The 22,134-nt window shown below is 27.3% G+C and carries 20 protein-coding genes and 3 tRNA genes; 20 read left to right on the forward strand and 3 right to left on the reverse strand.

Annotated features, from left to right (window positions below):
* Positions 1 to 83 precede the first annotated feature (83 nt).
* On the forward strand, positions 84 to 1,427 hold the full coding sequence (locus ACU68Y_RS01065) for a hemolysin family protein (protein ID WP_094225592.1): 1,344 nt from the start codon (positions 84 to 86) through the stop codon (positions 1,425 to 1,427).
* A complete protein-coding gene (gene map / locus ACU68Y_RS01070) occupies positions 1,424 to 2,179 on the forward strand; it encodes a type I methionyl aminopeptidase (protein WP_002838358.1) in 756 nt (251 codons plus the stop codon). The genes ACU68Y_RS01065 and map overlap by 4 nt, the downstream gene beginning before the upstream one ends.
* A 36-nt stretch (positions 2,180 to 2,215) precedes the next feature.
* Here the strand turns inward: map and ACU68Y_RS01075 are convergent, their stop codons facing one another.
* The gene (locus ACU68Y_RS01075) at positions 2,216 to 3,361 is read right to left on the reverse strand and encodes a tRNA(Met) cytidine acetate ligase (protein WP_446755234.1); all 1,146 of its coding nucleotides are present in this window, start codon (positions 3,359 to 3,361) and stop codon (positions 2,216 to 2,218) included.
* 86 nt (positions 3,362 to 3,447) lie between these two features.
* Here ACU68Y_RS01075 and ACU68Y_RS01080 point away from each other — a divergent pair, with 86 nt between their 5' ends.
* The 15 genes from ACU68Y_RS01080 (at position 3,448) to rplT (ending at position 17,448) form a co-directional block, all read left to right on the forward strand.
* Entirely contained in the window at positions 3,448 to 3,888 is a 441-nt protein-coding gene (locus tag ACU68Y_RS01080) for a hypothetical protein (RefSeq protein WP_002838155.1), read from the forward strand.
* Positions 3,889 to 3,946: 58 nt separating this feature from the next.
* Positions 3,947 to 4,588, forward strand: coding sequence for a zinc dependent phospholipase C family protein (locus ACU68Y_RS01085; RefSeq protein WP_002839352.1), 642 nt, complete (start codon positions 3,947 to 3,949; stop codon positions 4,586 to 4,588).
* Positions 4,589 to 4,608: 20 nt separating this feature from the next.
* Positions 4,609 to 5,334, forward strand: a complete 726-nt coding sequence (locus ACU68Y_RS01090) for a hypothetical protein (RefSeq protein ID WP_002838325.1) — start codon at positions 4,609 to 4,611, stop codon at positions 5,332 to 5,334.
* A gap of 89 nt (positions 5,335 to 5,423) precedes the next feature.
* A tRNA-Phe gene (locus ACU68Y_RS01095) sits at positions 5,424 to 5,499 on the forward strand.
* An 8-nt stretch (positions 5,500 to 5,507) separates the two neighbouring features.
* Positions 5,508 to 5,582: transfer RNA gene (locus ACU68Y_RS01100), tRNA-Gly, on the forward strand.
* Between the two features lie 3 nt (positions 5,583 to 5,585).
* Positions 5,586 to 5,659 (forward strand) — tRNA-Cys (locus tag ACU68Y_RS01105).
* Positions 5,660 to 5,710: 51 nt separating this feature from the next.
* Complete coding sequence (locus ACU68Y_RS01110) at positions 5,711 to 6,841, forward strand: DUF6873 family GME fold protein (protein ID WP_002838395.1); 1,131 nt, start codon at positions 5,711 to 5,713, stop codon at positions 6,839 to 6,841.
* A 13-nt stretch (positions 6,842 to 6,854) separates the two neighbouring features.
* On the forward strand, positions 6,855 to 8,150 hold the full coding sequence (gene hisS / locus ACU68Y_RS01115; protein ID WP_002838300.1) for a histidine--tRNA ligase: 1,296 nt from the start codon (positions 6,855 to 6,857) through the stop codon (positions 8,148 to 8,150).
* Between the two features lie 195 nt (positions 8,151 to 8,345).
* Positions 8,346 to 10,250 (forward strand): threonine--tRNA ligase, encoded by a 1,905-nt coding sequence (thrS, locus tag ACU68Y_RS01120; RefSeq protein ID WP_002838140.1) that lies wholly within the window; start codon positions 8,346 to 8,348, stop codon positions 10,248 to 10,250.
* 74 nt (positions 10,251 to 10,324) lie between these two features.
* Positions 10,325 to 12,052: an ABC transporter ATP-binding protein gene (locus tag ACU68Y_RS01125; protein WP_002839277.1), complete on the forward strand. Its 1,728-nt coding sequence runs from the start codon at positions 10,325 to 10,327 to the stop codon at positions 12,050 to 12,052.
* Positions 12,042 to 13,781, forward strand: coding sequence for an ABC transporter ATP-binding protein (locus ACU68Y_RS01130; protein WP_002839371.1), 1,740 nt, complete (start codon positions 12,042 to 12,044; stop codon positions 13,779 to 13,781). The genes ACU68Y_RS01125 and ACU68Y_RS01130 overlap by 11 nt, the downstream gene beginning before the upstream one ends.
* 9 nt (positions 13,782 to 13,790) lie before the next feature.
* Positions 13,791 to 16,193, forward strand: a complete 2,403-nt coding sequence (locus tag ACU68Y_RS01135; protein ID WP_002839333.1) for a phosphatidylglycerol lysyltransferase domain-containing protein — start codon at positions 13,791 to 13,793, stop codon at positions 16,191 to 16,193.
* A gap of 171 nt (positions 16,194 to 16,364) precedes the next feature.
* Entirely contained in the window at positions 16,365 to 16,871 is a 507-nt protein-coding gene (gene infC, locus ACU68Y_RS01140; RefSeq protein ID WP_002838237.1) for a translation initiation factor IF-3, read from the forward strand.
* Positions 16,872 to 16,884: 13 nt separating this feature from the next.
* A complete protein-coding gene (gene rpmI / locus ACU68Y_RS01145; protein WP_002838103.1) occupies positions 16,885 to 17,076 on the forward strand; it encodes a 50S ribosomal protein L35 in 192 nt (63 codons plus the stop codon).
* 18 nt (positions 17,077 to 17,094) lie between these two features.
* Positions 17,095 to 17,448: a 50S ribosomal protein L20 gene (rplT, locus tag ACU68Y_RS01150; RefSeq protein ID WP_002838114.1), complete on the forward strand. Its 354-nt coding sequence runs from the start codon at positions 17,095 to 17,097 to the stop codon at positions 17,446 to 17,448.
* A 31-nt stretch (positions 17,449 to 17,479) separates the two neighbouring features.
* Here the strand turns inward: rplT and ACU68Y_RS01155 are convergent, their stop codons facing one another.
* Both ACU68Y_RS01155 and ACU68Y_RS01160 read right to left on the reverse strand, forming a co-directional pair.
* Positions 17,480 to 17,755: a GIY-YIG nuclease family protein gene (locus tag ACU68Y_RS01155; protein WP_446755235.1), complete on the reverse strand. Its 276-nt coding sequence runs from the start codon at positions 17,753 to 17,755 to the stop codon at positions 17,480 to 17,482.
* Positions 17,755 to 18,372 carry a regulatory protein RecX gene (locus ACU68Y_RS01160; RefSeq protein ID WP_316533732.1) on the reverse strand — a complete coding sequence of 206 codons (618 nt, stop codon included), beginning with the start codon at positions 18,370 to 18,372 and terminating at the stop codon, positions 17,755 to 17,757. The genes ACU68Y_RS01155 and ACU68Y_RS01160 overlap by 1 nt, the downstream gene beginning before the upstream one ends.
* Positions 18,373 to 18,560: 188 nt before the next feature.
* On the opposite strand from ACU68Y_RS01160, the gene ACU68Y_RS01165 reads away from it, so the two are divergent.
* Genes ACU68Y_RS01165 through ACU68Y_RS01175 form a run of 3 tightly spaced genes read left to right on the forward strand, consistent with a single transcriptional unit; the run spans position 18,561 to position 22,134 of the window.
* Entirely contained in the window at positions 18,561 to 18,800 is a 240-nt protein-coding gene (locus ACU68Y_RS01165) for a YdbC family protein (protein ID WP_002838212.1), read from the forward strand.
* Positions 18,801 to 18,808: 8 nt separating this feature from the next.
* Entirely contained in the window at positions 18,809 to 19,885 is a 1,077-nt protein-coding gene (locus ACU68Y_RS01170; RefSeq protein WP_002838419.1) for a metallophosphoesterase family protein, read from the forward strand.
* Positions 19,882 to 22,134 carry an ATP-binding protein gene (locus ACU68Y_RS01175; RefSeq protein WP_446765318.1) on the forward strand — a complete coding sequence of 751 codons (2,253 nt, stop codon included), beginning with the start codon at positions 19,882 to 19,884 and terminating at the stop codon, positions 22,132 to 22,134. Before ACU68Y_RS01170 ends, ACU68Y_RS01175 begins: the two co-directional genes overlap by 4 nt.

The raw sequence follows: 22,134 nt of genomic DNA on the forward strand, positions 1-22,134 counted from the left end.
ACAGATACATTCCGTTTAATTTTGTTTTATTTTAATTCTAAATTATTGTATAATATTAGTATGTATAATTTTAGGAGGATTAAATGGACGAAGTCGGGCCCAATCTTTTTATAGAATTGGTAATTTTATTGGTACTCATAATAATTAATGCTTTTTTTTCAGCAAGTGAAATAGCTATAGTATCTTGTGACAAAAATAAGCTTAGAGCTATGAGTGAAGATGGTAATGATAAAGCAAAATTAGTTTTAGAACAATTTGAAAAACACACAAAATTTTTATCTACTATTCAGGTTATTTTAACTTACATTGGATTTGTTGCTGCTGCAATATGTTCCTCTAGTTTAAGTGGGAGTTTGAGTAAAAAATTAGTATTTTTAGGACTAAATAACTCCTTGACTTATTGGTTATCAGTTTGTATAGTACTTTTAGTTTTGTCATTTTTGTATATTTTGTTTGGACAATTGATTCCGAAAAGGATTGCTTTAAGTGTTGCGGATTCTTTTGCACTATTTTCAATCAGTGCTGTAAAATTTGTTTATTTTATCTTGAAACCATTTGTTTTCTTACTTTCAAGGGCAACAAAGCTTATATTAAGTATAATTGGAATTAAAACCTTGAATGTTGAAAGCAAGATAACTGTTGAAGAAATAAAGTCAATGGTAGAAGTGGGAAAAGAACAAGGTATTATAAATTCAAATGAAAAAGACATGATTGATGCTGTTATAAACTTTAATGAAAAAACTGCTGAAGAAATTATGACAGCAAGGACAGAAGTTTTTGCTATCGATCTTGAAGATTGTATCGAAGATTACTTGGATAAATTAATGGAACTTAAATTTTCAAGAATTCCAATTTATGAAGGTGATATTGACAATATTCTAGGCATTATTTATATTAAAGACTATATGAGCGAAGCTTACAAACTTGGATTTAATAATGTAGATTTAAGAAAAATTTTGAAACCTGCGTATTTCATATCTGAAACTAAAAATATTAATGATTTATTTTCAGATATGAAAAAGAAGAGAATTCATATGGCAATACTAATTGATGAGTATGGTGGATTTTCAGGAATTGTATCAATGGAAGATTTGATTGAAGAGATAGTTGGAAATATTGAGGATGAATATGATCATGAGGCACCAGATATTGTTCAAGTAGATAAATTCAATTATATCGTGAAAGGAAGTACTTCTATAAAGGAAATTAATTCTAATATAGGACTTGAAATTGATGAACTCTCTGACGATTACGATACATTAGGCGGTATGCTAATAAATCGATTAGGATATATACCTGAAGATGGGTTTAAAAGGAAAATTGATATTGATGGAGTTTTGTACAATATAATTTTTGTAGAAGATAAAAGGATTAAAAAGGTAAAAATTACATTACCTAAGAACTTTTTTGAACAGGTGAGTAAATGATTATTATAAAAAATAAAGACGAAATAGAAAAAATGGACATTTCTGGAAATGTAATTTCGGGTATGCACGAAGCGTTAAGAGAATATGTTAAACCGGGATTAACTACAATGCAAGTCAATGATTTTTGCGAAAAATTTATTAGGAGCAAAGGAGCAATTCCTGCTCAAATTGGTTATGAAGGGTTCCCATATGCTACATGCTGCTGTGTCAATGACGAAATATGTCATGGATATCCATCTGATTATGTTTTAAAATCTGGAGATTTGCTAAAAGTAGATACAGTGGTTGAATTGAATGGCTGGATGAGCGATTCATGTTGGAGCTATGCCGTTGGTGAAGTTGATGAAGAAACTAAAAAGCTAATGGAAGTTACAAGAGAGTGCATGTACGAAGGAATTAAATTAGCCGTTATTGGCAATAGATTAGGTGATATCGGAGCAAGAATTCAATCTATTGCTGAAGCAAATGGTTATTCAGTAGTACGTGAATTTACAGGACATGGAATTGGTAGAGGCATGCATGAAGATCCAATGGTTCTTCATTACGGAAAAGAACACAGAGGTCTTAGATTACAAGAGGGAATGGTATTAACTATCGAACCAATGATAAATATGGGAACTCATAAGTTGAAAATTGATAAAAATGGATGGACAGCAAGAACTATTGATGGTAAAAAATCATGTCAATATGAGCATACACTAGCGATCACTAAGGATGGTCCAAGAATTTTGACAAAACAACAAGGGCAATAAAAAATAGAGAATATTTTGGGGTTACCCGAATATTCTCTATTTTTTTATTACTGGAAAATCATAAAAATCATTAACTTTTCTTGTCGAGTAAATTAGTCTGCTGACTTTTATATCAAATTCAAATAACTTTTGGTAATCCTCTGATAATTTTGAAAAATCTCTGGTAAGTGAACAAATTTTACAATTTTTATTAATCATAGATAAATCGAAATTTTTATTAAATCCTAATAAACGGATTGCCTCGATGTCTTTTTTCAAGATATCATCGACAAATTCTTTCTCAACTCCTAAAATATAATTTAAAATCAATCTCTTAAGACGATTTTGCGAATACTTTCTATTTTTAATATTTTCAAATAAGGCATGATAATTTTTATCCAGGCCTTTGGTTAAAAGATTTTCTAAACCTTTCTCATATCCTGTAATATTATCTAATTTATATTTTTCTATTAATAATTTATATGATAATATATCCAAAAGCTTATTATTAACTTCAATATAACTGTTTTTTAGAAATTTATACGTTAAAGTTGGAATTTTGCTTTCGCATTGATCTAATAATTCTATATTACTTCTAATAGAAGATGCGCTATAAGATATATTTTCAATAGAATTTGAATTATAATCGCTGTTAATCCTTTTAATTGGAAGTATTTTACAATTAGAGTTTATTTTATCTAATGATTTTATATACTCCAATGCAAGAATATTGTTTGATCTGAATATTTCATCGGAATAATCCATATAGTTTTGTTTTGAAAATTCCATTATACTTTTGTTATATGAAAGATTTTTATTGTCACAAATAAATTGCTCAATGTTATCATTGTTTTCTAGAAGAAAATTTTTAAAAGAAATAAGATCTTCGATTTCTGATTCAATTCCAAAGGATACGTAGTCGCATCCAATAGCATCAATGATTTTAATAGCATAATATCCAAAATTTTGTGCTGATTGTAATGAGAATACAGAAGGAATTTCAATCACACTGTCTATTCCATATTCCAAAGCAATTTTAGTTTTATAAAGTTTGTCTAAAACAGAAAACTCTCCACGTTGTACTAAATTACCGCTCATAATTGCAATTAGGTTAGCTTTTGGAAAAACTTTCTTGATTTCTTTTATTTGATGTAAATGACCAAAATGAAACGGATTGTATTCACATACTATAGCAATATTCATAATTTTCTAATCCTTTCATATACTTTTTTCTTATGTTGTATTATAATTGATATTGGTAATATAGTAAATAAAAAAGGGGAGATTTTATGGATATAAGATTTGTTAAAGGCAATATTTTTGAGCTACAAAGTGATGCAATTTTATATTTTATAGAAAACTCACTTCTAGAAGAGAATTCAAAAAAATTAGTTGAAAAAGCTGGAGAAAGAATTTTGGAGCCTCTTACAAAAATAAGTGGGATAGAAAAAGGTGAATGCAAAATTATTCCTGCTTTCAATTTAATATCGGATTATGTTATATTGGCAAATTTGCCAGAAAATTTAAAAGATTACAACAAAAATATTTTCAAAAACTTAATTTATAACGTTTTTTGCGAAATGAAAAAATTTGAAATACATTCTCTTAACATAGATTATTCTTTTTTAACTGAAAAATATTCTAGTGAATTTGTTAATCTGATAAATGAAGTTATAGACGAGAAATCATTGAGAATTAGCGATTTTCTTGTGTTTATGTGCAAAAGTTAAGAATTGACTTTTAACTTAAATTACTCTAAAATAATAATATGTCCAATGACGAAAGGTAGTGATTAATATTTTTCCGGAAACTCATAAGAGAATTGTTAGAGAAATAAATCAAGACATTAAGGATTCCTATGGAATCAATTTAAATATAAAAAAGTTAGAATGGGGAGCTGTTAGTCCAGATATTTTACCAAAATATAAGCTAATACGCCATTATAAAGAAGAAAGTATAAATTATATTGTTAAAGAAATTATCACTATAATTTATCTTTTTCAATTTACAGATTTAACAAGATTAAACTCATTGCAAAATAAGATTTTAAGTACAAAACTTGGAGTAATAAGTCATTATCTAAGTGATTATGTGTGCCTTCCACACGCAAAAAGATGGAGATGTAATCAGCATCTAAAAGATCACATGAATTACGAAAGAGTTTTGAATAAGATATCTCAAAATCATGTATTTAACAAAAAAGCAATAAAAACTAGTCGAATAAACATAGATAACGATGAATGCGTGATGTTAAAAACATTGGTTAAAAATTATATTGAAGATATAGTCGATGAATATAGCATGTCAGAAGGTAAAACTAGGGATTTGGACTTTGCGTATGGTTTGAATTATTCTATCTTCTGTTTTATTTTTGAAACCATTGAAATATTCTCTACAGAAAGATACTATCAAAAGTCCTTTGTTTTTTAAATATAATTAGGAGTACAGTTATGTATAAAGCTTACAACATGAACAATTTAAAGAAAAAGCTTGAAAAAAAATTTCTTTTTGAAGACGATTTATTAGCTTTATACTTAATGCTTGATATTGTTCAACAAGAAAACAAAATACAACCGTGTTATGTTAAATATAATGCTATTAATAAGATAAACAACGTTTTAAATAACCATCTTTCCTATAGAAATGATAAAGATAATATTATTAAAGCCGTTTTTGACTTAATCTCAGAAGATATTAATAAAATTGAGTTTACTTATTATCTTCAAGCATACACTGAAGGTTTCAATAATAAATATATAAGCGATGAACTAGAGTTTTATGTATTAAGGCATATTCCGGCATCAACAATAAAAAAATCTGATATTCTTCTTCATAATACTGAAAGTAGAAGTGCTAAATTTTTAAAAAGCAAAATGATTTGCTCTATTAAAAACAAATCAAATGCTTTTAGAGTACAGGATTCAATAATAGATAATTATTGCGAAAATATTTTAAAAGACAAAATATTTAGCATTAATAGCAAAATGGATAAACAATTGGTGATGAAATCTATTAACGACAGTATTGTGATTTCTGAAGAAAAATTTTTGAATATGTGGCAATTAGAAAATTTGTACAAAAAAATTGTTAAAACTTTGAAAAATGTTTTAAATAATTCAATAGAAGATGCATTGTGGTATGGGTTGAATGACAGAGTATTGCAAAGGTATAAGTAATTTGTAAAGTTAGGTTTAAATTGTTGTAAAAAAATTTGACAAAACAAATTTAATAGTTTATACTTATTAAGTAATGTTTGATACATTAAGCCCAGATAGCTCAGTCGGTAGAGCAAAGGACTGAAAATCCTTGTGTCGCTGGTTCGATTCCGGCTCTGGGCACCAAAATGTGTGCGGAAGTGGCTCAGTGGTAGAGCATCGCCTTGCCAAGGCGAGGGTCGCGAGTTCGAGTCTCGTCTTCCGCTCCATATGGCGACATAGCCAAGTGGTAAGGCAGAGGTCTGCAACACCTTCACCCCCAGTTCAAATCTGGGTGTCGCCTCCAAAGGAAAGTTTATTATAGACTTTCCTTTTTTTTATATGCTAAGGAGTTATTATGATTTTTATTGATTTATTGAAAGATGAACACTTCGAAGAGTTATCTGATTTTGTATATAAACTTAGAAACAATATCTTATGTCAAAATAAATTTGATTCAAATATAGCTAAGAATAGATCTACTATACTTAAATCTATGAAAAAACAAATACTAGAAAAAAATCATTTCGTGATTTACGAAGAGGATAAATTGATAGGATATATAGTGCTAGATTTTGAAGATAATGAATTAATTATTAATGAGATTTATTTTGATAAGATTAATAACTCAATACTTTTTAAGGTTTTTAGATTTTTAATGGATTATGCAGTTTCAAATTTATTTGATATAATTAAATTTAAGTTTAAAGGATTTATTTTTGATGAAATTATTAAAGAACATTTGGACAATCAAAATAGATTGGAAATAAGAAATGATATATTTGAAGAATTTCGTAAGAAATTTGCAATAGTTAGTTTTAAATCTAAGGATGGATTAATAAAGTTTTTGCAAGAGAGTAGTTACGATATTATTTACAGTTTTAATAGCAATAAATTGGATAAAAAAGTATGTGACCATGTCGATATGCAAATTAGAAAAATAAACGATAATACATTTGTTTGTTCCCAAGAGTCATATAATCATTACAGGGCATATCTTCCAAATTATATAACATTATACGTAACAGAATTTGATATATCAGATAAATATCCAAAAGATTGCTTGTTGAATAACTTTTCGATTAAGAATCATTTGATATGTAATAAAAAATCTATTGATCCTGTTATCTTGAAACTTCTTAAAGACGAGAAAATAATAATGGTAAATCAGGGATATTCCAAATGTTCAACAATAGTTACTAATAATTTTGTGATTACAAGTGATAAATCTATATTTAATAGTGTTCAGAAGGAACATATTGAGGCTTTTTTGATAGATTCTGGTGAAATAAAACTAGAAGGTTATGATACAGGATTTATTGGTGGAACTTGTGGATATAGTTCTGATTTGGGGCTTGTATTTTATGGTAATCTTGAAAAGTACAAATATAAAGAAAAACTTATTGAAATTTTAAATAAAGAAAAGATAAAATATTATTATCCAAAAGATGATGATTTTATAGATCGTGGATCTATAATCTTTAATTAATAGGAGGTTAATTATGATTCAACCATCTACATTACCTGGAATGATGGAACTTCTTCCTGAAGACCAATTGGTATTTGATACAATTAAAAGAAAAATAGAAGATGTTTTTATTAAAAATGCATTTTTCTCTATTGATACACCAGCTATAGAAAAACTTGACGTTTTACTATCTAAAGGTGGAGGAGAAACTAGTAAGCAAGTTTTCAGAATTGACAATAGCAAAAAAAATCAAGGATTAAGATTTGACTTAACTGTGCCACTTGCAAAATATGTTTCAATGTACATGCAAGATTTAGCGTTCCCATTCAGAAGATATCAAATAGCAAAAGTTTACAGGGGAGAGAGAAATCAAAAGGGTCGCTACAAAGAATTTTATCAATGTGATATAGACATAATTGGAAATGAAAAATTAAGCTTATATAATGATGCAGAAATAGTAAAATGCATGTATGAAGCTTTAAAATCTATTGATGTTCCAGAGTTTGAATTTCAATTTAATAATAGAAAAATATTAAATGGATATTTTTCATACCTAGGCATCGATGATTTTGAATCATGTTTGCGAGTAATCGACAAGCTAGATAAAATCGGAATAGATAATGTAAAAGAAGAACTATCTAAAATAAATTTGGATGCATCAAAAATTGATACTTTATTAAAATTTTTAGAAATCGATGGAACTAACCAAGAAATAATTGAAAAACTTGAATCATTAAATATCGATAACGAGTTATTTACATGTGGAGTTAATGAATTAAAATTTGTGTATCAAGATATTTTATCATTGGGTGTAAATCCAGAAAATATTAAAATAAATTTATCTATAACAAGAGGACTTGATTACTATACGGGTTCTGTATTTGAAACATTTTTTAAAGATTATCCTGAAATTGGATCTATTTGTTCTGGCGGAAGATATGATAGTTTAGCTAATAATTTTACTAAGAGTAAGTTGCCGGGAGTGGGCATGAGTATTGGATTGACTCGATTATTTTATCAACTTCAAGAATTAAATTTAGTAAAAGGAAAACAAACTAATTTTGATTGCATTATAATCCCTATGAAAGGCTACGAAAAAAACGCAGTAAAACTTATGAATGATTTGAGAAACTCTTCTGTAAAATGCATGAGTTATCTTGAAGATGATAAATTAAAAAAGAAATTTAATTATGCTGACAAATTATCCGTAAAATATGTTATAATAATAGGACAGGATGAAGTTGAGCAAAATAAATTCACTTTACGAAACATGGAAAATGGTAATCAAGAATTATTAGAACTTAACGAAATTATAGAAAAGTTAAAATAAAGGCTATGAAAAATCCCAGTAGGCATATAAGAACTTTCAGAGAGAGTAGAACTTAGGCTGAAATTCTATTTAAGAGATCAGTATGCTGAATACTAATTTGGAGCCGATTATTTAAATGAGAAAAAATTAGGGTGGAACCACGAGACACTTGTCCCTATCAGGGGATGAGGGTCTCTTTTTTATTAGGAGGTATTTATGTTTGAAGTAAAATTAAAAGATGGATCCGCAAAAGAATTTGATGGAGAAATAAGTTTATTAGATGTTTGCAAATCAATATCTGAAGGATTAGCAAGAGACTGCGTTGGAGCAGTTGTAGATGGTAAAATAATGGGATTAATGGAAACTATTGATTCTGATTGTGAAGTTCAATTCGTAAAATTTGATGATGATGAAGGAAAACAAGTTTTCTGGCATACTTCATCACACTTAATGGCCTATGCTATTCAAAGATTGTATCCGGGCACAAAATTTGCAATTGGTCCTTCAATTGATTCTGGATTTTATTATGATTTAGATACAGATCATAAATTTGTACCAGAAGATTTAGAAAAAATCGAAGCTGAAATGAAAAAAATAGTTAAAGAAAATCCTAAACTAGTAAGAGTTGAAATTTCTAGAAAAGAAGCATTGGAAAGATTCAAAAATGAAGGACAAGACTATAAAGTAGATTTAATAGAAAATTTTGATGAAGATGCTACAATTACTTTATATGAAATGGGAGATTTTGTGGATTTGTGCAGAGGACCTCATTTATTGGATGTAAAAAACATTAAAGCATTTAAATTATTATCAATCGCAGGTGCATACTGGAGAGGCGACGAAAATAATAAGATGCTTCAAAGAATTTACGGTATTTCATTCCCTAAGAAAAAACTATTAGATGAATATTTGGATAGAATGGAAGAAGCTAAGAAAAGAGACCATAGAAAAATTGGTAAAGAAATGGGATTATTCTCAATTCAAGAAGAAGGACCAGGTTTTCCATTCTTCCATCCAAATGGAATGGTTGTTTTAAACGAATTAGAAAAATTCCTAAAAGAACAACTTTTAGAAAGAGGATATGGCCAAATTAAAACTCCTTTAATATTAAATGAACATTTATGGCATCAATCAGGACACTGGGACCATTACAAAGAAAATATGTATTTTACTAAAATAGATGGTGAAGATTATGCAATCAAACCAATGAACTGCCCAGGATCAATTTTAGTTTACAAAGATGAATTGCACAGCTATAGAGAGCTTCCAATTAAAGTAGCAGAATTAGGTCAAGTTCACCGTCATGAGTTATCAGGTGCATTACACGGTCTATTTAGAGTAAGAACTTTCGTGCAAGATGATGCTCACGTATTCTGCTTACCTGAACAAATAGAAGACGAAGTAAGTAAGATAATTGATTTCTGTGATTACATTTATTCTAAATTTGGTTTTAAATATGAAGTTGAATTATCAACACGTCCTGAAGATTCAATGGGCTCAGACGAAGATTGGGACTTGGCAATAAGTTCTCTTAAGAATGCATTAGAACATAAAGGTCTCCCATACAAGATTAATGAAGGAGACGGTGCTTTCTACGGACCTAAAATAGATTTCCATTTGGAAGATGCAATTGGTAGAACTTGGCAATGTGGAACTATTCAATTAGATTTCCAAATGCCAGAAAGATTTGATATGACATACATTGCAAGTGACGGATCTAAAAAACGCCCAGCAATGATTCATAGAGCTATTTTAGGTAGTGAAGAAAGATTTATGGGAATATTGATTGAACATTATGCAGGAAAATTCCCACTATGGTTGTCACCAGTTCAAGTAGAAATACTTCCTATTAGTGATAAATTTAATGATTATGCTTATGAATTACAACAAAAAATGAAAGCCCGTGGATTGAGAGTAAAAGTCGATGATAGAAGTGAAAAAATCGGACTTAAAATTAGAGAATCTCAATTGAAGAAAGTAAATTATTCATTAATAATTGGACAAAATGAAATTGATAATAATGAAGTATCAGTAAGAAAAAGAGATATTGGCGATGTAGGATCTAAAAACACTGATGAATTTATCAATGAATTAGTAGATGAATATCAAAATAGAAAATAATATTTAAAAATTTATTTTCAAATAAAAATTTGCTCTGAGTTTTTCAGAGCAAATTTTTAATAGAAGGAGGCAAAATGTACAAGAAATTTTATTGGTTTCTAAAATATTATAAAAACAAATTAATTCTTGCCATTACATTTCTTTTATTAAGCGACCTAGTGGGATTAATTCCTCCGTATATTACTGGTAAGTTAACAGATAGAGTATTGAACGATTCTATAAAATTAAAGCCTTTTTTAATTATACTTTTAATAGATGTTTTAATAATAGGAATAAAATATTTTTTTGCGATGGGTTGGTGCTATTATACTTTCAGGGCATCAAATGAAATAGACTATGTAACCAGAAATAGACTTATGGATAAGTATTTAAACGAATCTATGAAATACTTTCAAACTTTTAAAACTGGAGAATTAATGAATAGGGCTACTGGAGATGTTAATAGTCTAAGTGATTTGATGGGATTCGGAACGCTTACTTTCTTTGATTCCACAGTTTTTCCTTTATTTATTATAATTATAATGATGATCGTTGTTGACGTCCGTCTAACACTTGTTTCTATAATACCACTTCCCATATTAGCGTTTTTGTGTTTAAAAATTGGTAGGAAAATTCATGAAAAATATTCGATAGTACAATCTACATTTGATAAGTTAAACAATAGCGTACTGGAAGATGTTGAAGGAATAAGAATTATAAGGGTTTTTGGAATAAAAGATGCCAGATATTTTTCGTTTAAAAATCGATCAAAAATGTTAGTTCAAAAAAATATGGATGTTGTCAAATATAGAGCAATGATGGCTCCGTTTCAAAGAATAATTCCAGCAATAACTTTTGTTATAGCTATTGGGTACGGAAGCTATTTGATAAGTAAAAACGAAATTTCAGTTGGTCAATTAGTATCTTTTACTTATTATTTAAACATGCTAATATGGCCAATGTATGCGTTAGGTAATTTCATAAATGTATATCAACAAGCTGATGCGTCAATGGATAGAATCGATAATATACTAGACTATAAGGATGACTTGGATTTAAATGAAGATTATAAAAAAGTTAGTGACATAGAAAGCGTAAAATTTGAAAATTATAGTTTTAAATATCCATATGCAGAGGAAACTGCACTCGAGAATATTACATTTGAACTTAAAAAGAATATGAGAGTGGCTATTGTAGGGAAAACAGGATCAGGGAAATCTACTATTCTTAAGCAATTTTTATTCTTGTACCCTAGACAAGATGAGTTTAAAATCAATGGGAAAAACACTAATTTAATAAATCTAAAATCTGCAAGGGATAATATCGCTTATGTTTCTCAAAAGAGTATGATTTTTTCAGATACAATTAAAAACAATATAAAATTATCTAAGATAGATGCTTCAGACGAAGAAGTTGTTAATGTATCTAAAAGTGCTGATATTTATAAAGATATTGTGAATTTTCCCGATGGTTTCGACACATTGTGTGGTGAAAATGGACTTTCATTATCCGGTGGTCAAAAGCAAAGAATTTCCATAGCTAGAGCTTTATTAAAAGATTCTAATTTGGTTGTTTTGGACGACTGCTTAAGTGCGTTGGATACGCAAACTGAGAAAAATATTCTTGGGGAGTTAAAAAAACTTAAAAAAACAGTCATCTTATCAACTCATAGATTAAATCAAATTGATGATTTTGATTTAATAATAGTATTAAAAGATGGTCATATAAGTGAAATGGGTACACATTCTGAACTTATGGAAAACAAACAATGGTATTATACTCAATATAATATCCAATTAGTGAGGGAAAGATATGAAGAGTAAATTAAGAAATAAATTTGTATCAGAAAAACTAAAAATGTATTCCATGAAGCAATCCAAAGAATTGGTGATCGGATTTGTATTTTCTTTTCTAAGAACTTCGATGGAAATTTTAGGACCAATTGTAATAGGATATGTATTAAATGAGTTTGTGGCTAAGAATAATATATCAGGCAATTTTTTAACAATAATAAAATACTTGGCTTTTTATTTGGTGATTTATGTTGCTTGTGGAATTTTTAGCAACTTAAGCATGATTTATTTTGAATTGGCAGCAAATAATGTGACTTATTTTGTGCAAAATGATATTTACAAACATATTAATGAACTGCCAATTGAATACTTTGATAATCTTGCAGCTGGAAGTATTGTTTCAAGAATTACTAATGACACTATGAGATTGAAAATTATGTTTCAATTAATATTAGCTGACATTGCAACAGCAGCAATAATGATAATTGCTATATATATTATGATGGTTGTAACAAATATTGAAGTTTCTCTTATGCTTTTGATTTTATTTCCTTTAGTTTTCTTAATATTCTATGATTATAGATACAAATCAGCAAAACATAACAAAAGGATTCGACATTTGGTAAGTAAGATTAATGCTAATATTAATGAAAATATTAATAATATGGAAATAATTCAAGCATTAAATGTCAAGAAAACTATAAAGGATAAATTCGACAAAATTAACAAAGAAATTTTCAGTAATAATTTGGCTCTTACAAAATTAAGAAGTTATGGTGGATACAGGGCGATTGACATAATTGGTTTATTATCAACGGTTATAATTTTATTCTATTTTGGATATGGCCATATTACGAAGAACTATCCTGTGACGGTTGGCGGATTGTATATTATTATTGATTATACTTCAAAGATATTTTCTAATGTTAGCGTAATCGTTACAAGATTTGGAGATATGGAACAAGCTTATGCATCTGCAAGTCATATATTTGATATAATGAAATTAGATACAATTGAAAAATCAGATGGAGTAATTGATAAACTAGAAGGAAATATTGAATTTAAAAACGTGTATTTTGCCTACGATAAAAACGACGTATTAAAAAATGTTTCATTCAAAATTCCAAAATCAACCAGCGCTGCTTTTGTAGGAACTACAGGTAGTGGAAAATCTACTATATTGAATTTAATATTAAAATTTTACGATGTGAAAAGTGGCGAAATATTAGTTGATGGCGTAAATATCAATGATTTAAATGAAGATGTTTTAAGAGAAGACTTTGCTGTTGTACTGCAAGATCCATTTCTTTTTGAAACAACATTAAAAGAAAATATAACCTTAGATAAAGATTATAGCGATGAAGAAGTAATCAATGCTCTAGAAGAATTGGGATGCTATACTTTATTAAAAAAAGGATTAAATGAGCAAATAAAAGAAAAAGGCTCAAATCTTTCGCAAGGGGAAAGACAATTGATATCTTTTGCAAGAGCTTATATTAGAAATCCTAGAGTATTAATTCTCGATGAAGCTACATCAAATATTGACACAGAAACAGAGCAAATTATTCAACAACCACTAGAAAAGTTAAAATATTCGAGAACTACATTGATAGTTGCTCACAGATTATCTACAATTAGAAATGTAGATAAGATTTTTGCATTATCAAATGGTAAAATAATTGAAAGCGGAACCCATGACGAGTTATTAGAAAAAGACGGATTTTATAAACAAATGTACGATGAACAATCAGCAAATTAAGGGGGATTAATGGATAAAAAACTAAAATACATTAGGACATTTTACACAATCATATTTACTATTATAGTGTTGTATATAGTTAGGAATAACTTTATTTTGCCAAATCATATCTTTAAATATAAAATTTTCTTGAGCATGGAACAAAAAATTGAAAATCTAGTACTTGGAATACTTGTATTTTTTGTTTCATCTATTTCTTATTTTGTAGTTGATGAGAAATTTAACATTAAAAATTTAAAAAATTACTGGGCTCTAGAATCACTTAGAAAATTTATATGGATTAATGAGGTGGAATCAGTATTTAAAGGAGCAGACACCTACCAAAATAAAAAAATAAACAAGAGTATTTCTAATTTTATAGCATTATCACTTATAAGTTTATTTACTATATTTTACATTAAGCCTGAATGGACTTTGTTTCTAATCTATTTATTTGTAATAGTTATTGCTGTATGTGTAATCTATTTTAAAAACAAATCACTATATTTTCTAGAGTATATTAGCATTGAGGATATAGGTTTTAAGAGAAAAATTTTATCAATAATATATGAGTTGATAGTTACAATTTGCAATATTATGTTTTTTGTATTTGTGATAAAACAATTTACTGACGTAAATTTTTCAAATTTAGTGCTGATTTATTGCGTTTCAAATGTTTTCGGTCAAATTAGTTTGATGCAAGATGGACTGGTAGTATCAGATTTATTACAAATTCATTTATTAAGCAAATTGATAGAACCTCGTGCTGCGATTATTGCTATTTTAATGTATAGAATGGTAAGTAGTGTTATACCTTGGATAATTTCATTAATTATGATTTTGCGAAGAATATATGATAACTACAATACTGATCAACACAAAAAGCAATTTGCGTTCAATATTTTATCAATTTTCACACTTATAGTTGGTATAATATTATGTTTAAGTGTTGCGACTCCATCAATTTTATTAAGAATTAAATTTTTAAGGAGATTCGTCAAGAAAGATGTATTGGTTTTGGCAAGATTTATAACTCTAACATCCGGTGGATTATTAATTTTGCTTTCACAAGGGATAAAAAAATCGGTGAAAAAATCTTTTTATATAGCTGAAACTGTATTACTTATTTCAGTTTTTTCAACTTTACTAAAAGGACTAGACATAGAAGAATCAATTATTACATTAATATTGGGAATTGTAATGTATATAATGAAAGATGGATTCACTGAAAAAGCTATAAAATTCAGTACAAAGTATTTTGCAAATACAATAATAAAATTATCGTCTGTCACAGTATTTTTCATATTCATTAGCAATAGTGTTCGAAAAGTAAACTTTTTTAGTTCACATAGAAAGTATTCTTTACAGTATTTAATTGAGAACAAGAAATTCATATTATTATATGTTTTATTTGTATTGATATTGTCTTATCTCGCTCAATATACAAGAACAAAAAAGATAACATTTAGTAAATTGACAGATGAAGATTTCTCTAAAATCGGTAAATTCTTAGACGAATATGGAGGAAATGAGTTTAGTCATCTTGTTTATCTGAATGATAAAAATGTGTATTTTGACAAGACAAATACTGTAATGATAATGTATCGTCCAGTGCAAAACAGCGTTATAGTATTGGGAGACCCAATTGGAAAGAAAGATAACTTTGTTGAAGCTATTAATGATTTTATAATTTATTGTAACGAATATCACATGAATGTATGTTTTTATGAAATAAATGGAGAAAATCTAGAATTATATTGCGATCAAGGATTTCGATTTGTAAAAGTTGGTCAAGATGCAACATTAAACTTAAATGAATTTTCTTTAGTTGGAAAGAAAAATAGAACATGGAGACATGTTATCAATAATTTTGATAAAGGAAATTATGAGTTTAAAGTTGAAGAGGCAACAGATAATCTTTTATCGCAAATGAAGGTTGTTTCAGATAAATGGCTTGGAAATAAAAATGAAATGGGTTTTAGTTTAGGATTTTTTGATGAAGACTATCTAAAAAGAACAAAAATTGCATGTATATATAAAGACAATGAATTACTTGCTTTTGCAAATCTTCAACCTTTTTACGATAACAAAACATTATCAATAGATTTAATGAGATATAATAGATCAAATGAAGATGGTTTGATGGATTTCATATTTATCAAGTTGATTTTGTGGGGTCAAGATAATAATTTTGAAAAATTTTATCTAGGTATGGCACCTTTATCTAAAGTTGGAGATAAGATTTATTCAAAGAAAAAAGAAAAGATTTTAAATATTGTTTACAATACTCAAAATAAGATATATAATTTTAAAGGCTTAAGGAACTATAAAGATAAATTTAAGCCTGATTGGTCAAATAAGTATATAGCATATACTTCAGACTTTAATTTACCATATATTTTAATTAACGTTGTAAATTCTAAGAAAAAATAGTTGACAAAGTGCTCATCATGGTATAGAATATTTGTTGTTGATAAGTAGAGGTATCCGCTCTCACCTTATAATTTCGAATTCATAAGGTTAAAATTTAATTTGATTATTAATTTTTGGCGGGTATCTTTACCCGCCATTATTTTTTTGGAGGTGAATAATATAAAAGACTTAATGATTAATGAGGAGATAAGATCTTCAAAAGTTAGATTAATCGATGACGAAGGTGAACAAATAGGTGTAATTCCTATAAAAGAAGCTTTAAAAATGGCTGAAGATAAACATCTTGATTTGGTTAATGTAGCACCAAATGCTAAGCCACCTGTATGCAAAATATTAGATTATGGAAAATATAAATACGATGCATTAAAGAAGGAAAAAGAAGCAAAGAAAAATCAAAAAGTAATAAACGTAAAAGAAATAAGACTTTCACCAAATATTGAAAAGCACGACTTAGAAGTTAAAGCTAACCAAGCATCAAAGTTTTTAAGTAATGAAAACAGAGTTAAAGTTTCTGTTAGATTTAGAGGTAGAGAACTTGGTCATAAAGATTTGGGTAAAGAAGTTCTTGATAAATTTTATGAATTAACAAAAGATGTAGGACAAATAGAAAAGAAACCTTCTATGGAAGGTAGAATGATGATAATGTTTATGGGTCCTTTGACTGATAAAGATAATTAGAGGGGGAAATAATATGCCAAAAATGAAGACACATAGAGGTTCTGCTAAAAGATTTAGAAGAACTGGTACAGGTAAGTTAAGAAGATTTAAAGCTTATGCAAGTCACTTAACAGGTAAGAAATCTGCAAAGAGAATTAGAAACTTAAGAAAAGGCACAACAGTTAGCGAAGCAGATATGAAAAGAATCGATAAAATGATTCCTTAGTTAGAGGGGGAAATATAAATGGCTAGAATTAAACGTGGTACAAATAATAGAAAAAGACATAAAAAAGTATTAAAACAAGCTAAAGGATATTACGGCTCAAAACATACATTATTCAAAACTGCTAACCAAGCTGTTATGAAATCATTAGCTTATTCATATGTTGGAAGAAAAAGAAGAAAAAGAGATTTCAGAAAATTATGGATTGCTAGAATTAACGCAGCTACAAGAATGCACGATTTAAGCTACAGCAAGTTTATGCATGGCTTAAAAGTAGCAGGTGTTGATTTGAACAGAAAAGTTCTTGCAGATATGGCTGTTAGGGATGAAAAAGAATTTGCTAAATTAGTAGAATTAGCAAAAAATAATTTATAAAATAAAAAGCTTAAGTTGATTTATATCATACTTAAGCTTTTTTTAATATCTCATTAATTTCATTTTCATTTGAATTAATTAGTTTTAACTTATCGTCACGATTTAGTTTTTTTATTTTTATTTCTAATTTTAATGCATCACTTTTATTATCGATTTTTTTCATAAAAACATAGTTTACAGGAAGCCTTGCTCTTGTATATTTACTAGCTTTGCCATTATTATGCATTTTAATTCTTTTTGAAAAATCATTTGTAATACCTGTGTATAAACTTTTATCCGCACATTCTAAAATATATAAATAATACATTAATACATACCACTAATTTGTTTTGCAACATCATAACTGAAACCTTTTTGGAGTAAGAAGGTAACAATTTTATTCTTTAGCTCGTAGCCTTCATATTTTTCTTTCCAAATGTTAATTTTAGTTTCAACTATTAGAGTAGCTTTGTCTAATTCCATATTGTACCCAAAAACTTCTTCTAAATAATCTTCATAAATTTTCTTATCTATACCTTTTTGATATAAATCGTTGATTATTCGTCTTTTACTGTAATTTGTAAGATTAATTTTATCGTTAATAAATATTTTTGCATAGTTATAATCGTCCAGTAAATCTAGATTTTTTAATTTAGTAATTACGTCATCAATAATTTCTGTGCTAAATTTCTTGGATTTTAATTTTGTAATTATTTCTTTTTCAGTTCGTAATTTATATGATAAAAAATTAAGGCTGATATCAAAAGCTTCTCCAAATTTTGATATGTTCAATAGGTGAGCATACAATTCATCATCTATTATCATTTCGTTATGAATTTTAAATTTTTCAAAGTCATTATAACTTAATAAAAAACTTTCTTTTGTATCAGTCTCAATTACAAACTTATCTTTTTTATCGTTGAACTCAATTTTTTGAATTATCATTTTATCTCATGTTCATTATTACATTGAGTATGAATGGAGCAACCATCATCGCTACTAGAATAATAGCTACAATTTGAGCTAATTTTTGTTTTTTCATGAAATTCACCTCTATGATATTCTAACACAAAAACATATATTTGCATATTTTAAAATAATGCTATAATATATTTATAAAAATGGAGGTAATTATGGCTGATTTAAAATTTGAAATAGTAGAAAGAATTGGAGTTTTATCCACAAAAGCTAACAATTGGAATAAGGAATTAAATATTGTTAAGTGGTCGGATTACGACGCAAAATATGATATTAGAGAATGGAATCCTGATCATACAAGAATGAGTAAGGGTCTTACATTTACGGAAGATGAATTAAGAGTATTACATGCATTAATTGAAGATGAATTAAAGCAATTAGATTCTGAAAAGTAGGATTTATTTTGAAGTTTATACATGCAGCTGATTTTCACTTAGGCATGAAATTTGAAAAATCTTCAATTCCTCAATCTATGTCCAAAATAAGGAGACAAAGAATTTGGACTTCAGTTGAAAAATTAATCAAATATAGCATTGATGAAAATGTTGATTATATTTTTTTGTCTGGAGATTTGTATAATTTAGAGAATTTTAGCATAAGTGATATGAATCGTTTAATTGATTTATTTTCCAGGACAAATTCACAAATTTGTATTATTGGTGGAAATCACGACCCTATATACAATGATAATTTATGGGACATGGTAAATATTAGCGATAATATAAATGTTTTTAAAAAGGATTGTCTTGAAAAAATAGAATTTGATGATACTGATGTTTATGGCATAACCTACAATAAAAATAATTACGATTTCATGGATATTTTTAATGATATAAAACTAGACAAATTGAAAACTAATGTTTTAATGATTCATTCTGATTTATTGAATGATAATAATAGTTATATGTTTTTTGATCAAGAAAAAGTAAATAATTTGGGCTTTGATTACGTAGCGTTAGGGCATATACATAAACCTACGATTTTTAATGATAAATTTGTGTATCCAGGCTCGATAGAACCGTTGAGTTTTAAAGAACAAGGAAGGCATGGAGCGGTTATAGGTAGTATAGTTGATAATAAACTAGACATGGATTTTTTAGATTGTTCTGAATCAAATTTTAATGAGTTTGAATATAATATATCAGATAAATTTAGTTATTATGATTTAGTTGGTGCGTTATCTAAATGTTTGCTCGAAGATAAGAAAAATTATATTAGAATTAATCTAAAAGGACAATTAGAAGATGGATTTGATCTGGATATAGATTCGTTACAAGAAAGTTTAAAAAAATATTGTGAATATGTAGTAATTGTTGATAATACAGAATCAAATATAAATTTGGATAAAATTTATGAATTCAATAGAAATAATGTGCTGGGTTACTTTATTGAAGAGACAAAGAACTTGGATTCAAATGATCCTATAGTTAAAAGAGCAATTGATTTAGGAATTCATTCTTTGATGGAGAATAATTTATGAAAATTATTAGATTAGATTTGATATCGTTTGGCAGATTTAATAATTACACAATAGAATTTGGAGACAAATTTAATCTAATTTACGGGTTAAATGAATCAGGGAAAACCACTATATCCAAATTTATTGAAGGTGTATTTTATGGATTTGTTAAACCTTATTTAAAGAGAACTGTTTATACTGAAGATTACGAGAAATACCGCCCTTGGAATAACGAAAACTATGAGGGCAGTATTTTAGTGGAGAAAGATGATAAAAGATATGTAATATATCGAAATTTCAAAGAAAAATATTTTAATATTTTTAACGAAACTACAGGTAACAATGAAACTGATTTAGATGGGTTTAACAGAGATAATTTGTCTTTTCCTGGTGAATATTTTTTCAAAATGCCTTCGGATATTTTTACATCAACTGTTTTTTCTAACTTAAAAGAACTAGATTCAGAAAATAAGAATGTGAATTCTATTGTAGATATGCTATTGAATTCATCAGATAGTAATAATGATTCAGTTTCGTTTAAAAAAGCTCTCGATAATTTAGAGAAGATGAAGTCGAGTATAGGAACAAAACAATCTAAATCCAAACCCTTGGGTAGTTTGTATCAAAAAAAGTTTGATTTAGAGGATGAAATCAAAAATATTAACAATGATAAAAAAGAGTACGAAGATAGTTTAAACAAATTAAATGAGTACAAATTTAAACATGAAAGGCTGCTTTTAAATAAAGAAAAATTAGTTAGTTTGCATAAGAAAAATGATATTGAAAAAATAGAAGATGCAAAAAATTATAAAATGCAGATTTTAAAAGAAAAAGCAAGCTTACTAGATACAATATCAAAGATAAAATACATCAATGATATTAATGAAGATGATGTTAATAGTTTGGAACATGAGAATAAAATATTAAATGAAAACAGAATTAAATTTAATGAGTTATCGAAGAAGAAAAAATTATTAAATAAGGATTACTACCAATTAAAAGCAAAATTAAGTAACTATGAAACAATAAGTAATTATATTGAAGAAATTAATAATTTAAATGGAAAATTAAATGGAATTGCTAAATTAAACATTAAATTAATTGTTATTGGACTTATATTTACATTTATTGTTTCTGCAATGATTTATATGATGGGAAAAACAAAAGAATTTGTTATTGCTCCTATTTTATTTGTTCTGTATTATATTGTGGTTATTTTTTTGAGTAAACTTAGGAAATTATCTTTTACTCGTCAATTAAATAAAATTGTGCAAAAAATTAATCAAATTACAAATATGAGATATAAAAGCCACAATGAAGTAATTAATGATTTTAGATACGATTCAAATATGGATAAAAGTATTGATTATTTGAACACTTTGGAAGAGCAAATTAAAGGTATTGACTTAAGACTAGATTCTATTATTAATGAAGATGAAAACTCTAAGTCTAAAATTAACAGTATTTTATCTTCATCAAAAAACTTGAAGAATATCGATGTTGAAGATTATAGAAGAAAAAGGATAGAGTACGATCAATTGATTCATAGAATTTCAGATAAAGATGATCAACTACAAAAGATATCATCTGAGTATGATTTTAGTATTTTATTGGATAATGTGGATTCGGATTCAATAAAACTAGATGATAATGATATAAAAGATATCAATGTACTTAATAAAGAAATTGGCGAATCTATCGAGAAAAATGCGAAATTATATGAAAGGACTAAAATCCTTGAAAAATCAGTAAATCTATTACTAGAAAAAGAAGAAAAATTATCAGATATCAATGAGAATATTCAAAAATATGAAAATGAAATTATATCTATAGAATTAGCTATGGATTTAATTAATAAAAGTATAAATAAACTACACAAAAATTTTATTCCAAGAATTAACAAGAAAGTCTCAGAAATGATGGCATATTCAACTAAAGACAAGGACAGATTCAGAGTTGATGAAAATTTAGATGTTAGTATTTATGATGGAGTAAAGTTTTACGAACAAAAACATTTAAGCTCCGGAACGTTTGACTTGCTTTCTGTTTTTATCAGAATAAGTGTACTCGAAGAATTAATGGGTCTTGATTATTTGATGATATTAGATGATTGTTTTGTTCAATTAGATGATGTAAGATATAAGAAATGTCTAGATTTATTATTTAAAATTTCAAATAATAATCAAATAATACTTTTTTCTTGCCAAAACAGAGATGAGCAATTGTTGAATGAACTAGACATAATATTTAAGAAGATTGAGTTAAAGTAA

Source organism: Finegoldia sp. P1-F-LS, assembly GCF_052932205.1.

Excerpts from the sequence above, each read along its gene's own strand:
- ACU68Y_RS01065 (WP_094225592.1), top strand. The coding sequence starts at position 84 with ATGGACGAAGTCGGGCCCAATCTTTTTATAGAATTGGTAATTTTATTG.
- map (WP_002838358.1), top strand. The coding sequence starts at position 1,424 with ATGATTATTATAAAAAATAAAGACGAAATAGAAAAAATGGACATTTCT.
- ACU68Y_RS01075 (WP_446755234.1), bottom strand. The coding sequence starts at position 3,361 with ATGAATATTGCTATAGTATGTGAATACAATCCGTTTCATTTTGGTCAT.
- ACU68Y_RS01080 (WP_002838155.1), top strand. The coding sequence starts at position 3,448 with ATGGATATAAGATTTGTTAAAGGCAATATTTTTGAGCTACAAAGTGAT.
- ACU68Y_RS01090 (WP_002838325.1), top strand. The coding sequence starts at position 4,609 with ATGTATAAAGCTTACAACATGAACAATTTAAAGAAAAAGCTTGAAAAA.
- ACU68Y_RS01110 (WP_002838395.1), top strand. The coding sequence starts at position 5,711 with ATGATTTTTATTGATTTATTGAAAGATGAACACTTCGAAGAGTTATCT.
- hisS (WP_002838300.1), top strand. The coding sequence starts at position 6,855 with ATGATTCAACCATCTACATTACCTGGAATGATGGAACTTCTTCCTGAA.
- thrS (WP_002838140.1), top strand. The coding sequence starts at position 8,346 with ATGTTTGAAGTAAAATTAAAAGATGGATCCGCAAAAGAATTTGATGGA.
- ACU68Y_RS01125 (WP_002839277.1), top strand. The coding sequence starts at position 10,325 with ATGTACAAGAAATTTTATTGGTTTCTAAAATATTATAAAAACAAATTA.
- ACU68Y_RS01130 (WP_002839371.1), top strand. The coding sequence starts at position 12,042 with ATGAAGAGTAAATTAAGAAATAAATTTGTATCAGAAAAACTAAAAATG.
- ACU68Y_RS01135 (WP_002839333.1), top strand. The coding sequence starts at position 13,791 with ATGGATAAAAAACTAAAATACATTAGGACATTTTACACAATCATATTT.
- infC (WP_002838237.1), top strand. The coding sequence starts at position 16,365 with ATGATTAATGAGGAGATAAGATCTTCAAAAGTTAGATTAATCGATGAC.
- rpmI (WP_002838103.1), top strand. The coding sequence starts at position 16,885 with ATGCCAAAAATGAAGACACATAGAGGTTCTGCTAAAAGATTTAGAAGA.
- rplT (WP_002838114.1), top strand. The coding sequence starts at position 17,095 with ATGGCTAGAATTAAACGTGGTACAAATAATAGAAAAAGACATAAAAAA.
- ACU68Y_RS01155 (WP_446755235.1), bottom strand. The coding sequence starts at position 17,755 with ATGTATTATTTATATATTTTAGAATGTGCGGATAAAAGTTTATACACA.
- ACU68Y_RS01160 (WP_316533732.1), bottom strand. The coding sequence starts at position 18,372 with ATGATAATTCAAAAAATTGAGTTCAACGATAAAAAAGATAAGTTTGTA.
- ACU68Y_RS01165 (WP_002838212.1), top strand. The coding sequence starts at position 18,561 with ATGGCTGATTTAAAATTTGAAATAGTAGAAAGAATTGGAGTTTTATCC.
- ACU68Y_RS01175 (WP_446765318.1), top strand. The coding sequence starts at position 19,882 with ATGAAAATTATTAGATTAGATTTGATATCGTTTGGCAGATTTAATAAT.